Annotated in this window: 4 protein-coding genes and 1 pseudogene; 1 reads left to right on the top strand and 4 read right to left on the bottom strand. The window is 63.6% G+C overall.

Features of this window, described 5'->3' with window-relative positions:
- Positions 1-326 (bottom strand): annotated as a pseudogene (locus MTR62_RS20705) (type IV secretion system protein VirD2); the annotation flags it as partial.
- A 380-nt stretch (positions 327-706) separates the two neighbouring features.
- On the opposite strand from MTR62_RS20705, the gene MTR62_RS20700 reads away from it, so the two are divergent.
- Positions 707-1,063 (top strand): hypothetical protein, encoded by a 357-nt coding sequence (locus MTR62_RS20700; protein ID WP_244024511.1) that lies wholly within the window; start codon positions 707-709, stop codon positions 1,061-1,063.
- 7 nt (positions 1,064-1,070) lie between these two features.
- Here MTR62_RS20700 and MTR62_RS20695 read toward each other — a convergent pair whose 3' ends face one another.
- The 3 genes from MTR62_RS20695 to MTR62_RS20685 all read right to left on the bottom strand — a co-directional run.
- Entirely contained in the window at positions 1,071-1,982 is a 912-nt protein-coding gene (locus tag MTR62_RS20695; RefSeq protein WP_244024513.1) for a HEPN domain-containing protein, read from the bottom strand.
- 102 nt (positions 1,983-2,084) lie between these two features.
- A complete protein-coding gene (locus MTR62_RS20690; protein ID WP_244024509.1) occupies positions 2,085-2,306 on the bottom strand; it encodes an RNA polymerase sigma factor in 222 nt (73 codons plus the stop codon).
- A partial coding sequence (locus MTR62_RS20685; RefSeq protein WP_244024507.1) for a zincin-like metallopeptidase domain-containing protein occupies positions 2,303-2,590 on the bottom strand: 288 nt, incomplete at its 5' end. The genes MTR62_RS20685 and MTR62_RS20690, both read right to left, overlap by 4 nt.

Here is a 2,590-nt window from a genome sequence, read left to right as displayed (position 1 = left end):
GAAAGCTTCACGACGCGCGCCTTCACCGTCACCCTGCGGGGCCGTACGCGCATCCCCGATCCGCGATCGAACGACCAGCCCGAAGTCTTGGGGAACGAGGCGGCCAGTTTGGCGCCGCGTCCGCGTGCGTTGAAGCGGCCCGAGCGGGGCGAACCGCCAGCAACCCGCGTGCCACCGCCACGCGGGTTGCCACCGCGCCGCGCGACCTGTTCGAGAACACGGCCTTTGAGGTCGCGGCCCTTGCCGCCGCGCGCGCCGATACGGCCAGCGCTGTCACGGCGCGAGCGGCCGGTTTCGGGCTCGAAGCGATCGTCGTCCTGTGGCATAATCGAGGATATGAGGACGCCTGAGCGCCCTTCTCAAGTATCTCGCGGGAAAGCCGCAGAACTGCGCACTTTTCTGCCCCACTGGTGCCGGATTGTCTCTTCAGTGCCAGCGAAGAAGACAGGCCGTCTCTCCCAAAAACGACGTGCAGACAACGCTTTGCCCCGGCAAATGCGGCGAAGCGTGCTTCGCTTTATCTTGCATTCCAGCACCCCTTCTCCGGCACCGTTTCAGCACCCTCCTTCCATCCCTGTCCGCTCCCATCCAACCGCCCCCAGGCAGATAGTACCACCCGAACCACCAAGGCGCGCCTTCTCAATGTTCGCCCTATGTTCTATTCTGCGTGACCCTGCCGAGTCGCACGAAGGAGCCGAACGTGGGCGTGAATATCGAAGTCAAAGAGGACGGGCGCCTGCACCTGTCCGGTGCCATCGCGACCGTTCTGGACGTGCCCTTGCGCGGCCAGGCCGAAGGGTTTTCGCTGGCGTTTTCCGATGGAACTCTGGTGCGCGGGACCTGCCTTGAAGGCACTTTGGCGTGCCGGTTTGCCCTTGCAAACGCGGGCACGGGACACGCCAAAATCACCCGCGACGGGGTGAGCGATCGGCTCGAACTGGAGGGGGATTACGACTGGATCACGCTTGCCTGCGGGGCCGAGACACTGGAGCCCTTGCCCGATCCCGACGGACCGGACGTGCTGCAACTGACGCTCGACATTGCGGTAAGCGAAGAGGCCTGAACAGCGTTCAGGCGGCTTTGGCGAGGGTCTCGATCCGGCTCTCGCAGGCCGCGCGGACAAGGTCCTGCAGGACCGCGACGCGCTCGGCGATCCAGTCGAGCTGCTCGGTCGTGATGACGTACGAACGCGAGTAACGCGCCTTCACATAAGCGTCGCGAAGGAGCGAGAAGCATCGCTTCTGGAAGCGGTTCTCGCGCAGCCAGACACCGCGCAGGCTCGGCTCCATTTCTTCGGCCATATCGCGCAGACGGCTCAGCTTGTGGGTCTTGGGACTGTACAAGGTGCGAACGAGAAAGAGGCAGTGGTAGAGCCGTTCCGTTACCTGATGGAGGAGAAAGGCAGCTTCCTTGAGCATGCCTTTTTCACGGGCAGCTTCTGCCAAGGTAAGGAAGTTTTGCGCGCTCTCGAACCACTCTTCAAAGTACTCGCGCGTCTCTTCCAGCGCCTCATCCGGTGACAGGGGCTGCGGCTCGACGAAGGGGTGATCGGGCTCCTCAAAAAGCACGATCCCCTCGCGCAGGATGTCCATGAAGAAGTAGCGCCCGAGGCGCAGCTTCTCGTTCACATCCTCGAGGCTGTGGTAGATGAGGCCAACCGGGGTACGCAGCGCCTTGCCCTCGGACAACTCGACCAGCAGGCGACCTTCGGTCTTCTCCCAGAACTCGGCCACGTCGGTCAGATCGTCGTGATTGACGACCACGAGCAGGTCATAGTCGGAGAAGTAGCGGCCCACCGGGTCTTCGACCCAGTCGCCCCGCGCGTAGCTGCCGAACAGCACGATCTTAAGGAGTTTGGCCGCGCGAAGGTGCGGCTGGGAGCGGCGCGCGGTGGCAAAGGCGAAGCCTTCGCGCACGACCTCGACCACATGGGCCAGTTCGGCGCGCTTGCCTTCGGGCAGATGGGAAAGATCGTTGGTCATCGTCACAGACTTGCTCCTATCGCCCCCGTTGCCAAGTGCAAAGTGCCAAGGCCGGTCCTGCACAGGACCGGCCCTGGCCGCGTTCAGAAGGAATGCGCATCGCTATTCCCTGTCCAGCTCATTCAGCCGCTTGCCCAGATGGCGGATGGCACGCCCGAGGCGTTTCACCACCTGCCGCTGCGACAGCCCCGTGCGCCGGGCGATCTCCTCGACGGACATGCTATCGAGCCGCATCGCGAGGAATATCTGCTGGTCGAGGTTGGTGAGTTCGAGCAACGCCGCCTCGATCCGGCGCAGGCGTTCGGAATTGAAGTCCTCGCTCATGACCGGTCCTCCCGGTACGCCAGAAGGTAATCCGCCGCCTTGCTGGCTGCGCTCGCCGCACGGAATATGGCTTTCTCGTCCTCTCGCAAAACGGCCAGCCACGCCCCGATATAGTCGGCATGCCGAACGGTCGGCGCGATGCCCAAGGAAGCGCAGACAAAGGCGCTGCTCATCTCGGCAACCAGTTCCTCCCGGCCATACTTTGCGGAACGATAGCGCCCCGACTGGTCACGATTCAGACGGCTGGGGTGCCCGGTCCAATGGCCCAGCTCGTGAAGCGCGGT

This window comes from Novosphingobium organovorum (assembly GCF_022832435.1).
GTDB classification, from domain to species: domain Bacteria; phylum Pseudomonadota; class Alphaproteobacteria; order Sphingomonadales; family Sphingomonadaceae; genus Novosphingobium; species Novosphingobium organovorum.
The sequence above is the reverse complement of the archived record's forward strand: the minus strand, read 5'-3'. Positions and strand labels throughout refer to the sequence as shown.

Bases quoted from the DNA above. Each gene is read 5' to 3' on its own strand.
- MTR62_RS20695 (WP_244024513.1), bottom strand. From the start codon at position 1,982: ATGACCAACGATCTTTCCCATCTGCCCGAAGGCAAGCGCGCCGAACTG.
- MTR62_RS20690 (WP_244024509.1), bottom strand. From the start codon at position 2,306: ATGAGCGAGGACTTCAATTCCGAACGCCTGCGCCGGATCGAGGCGGCG.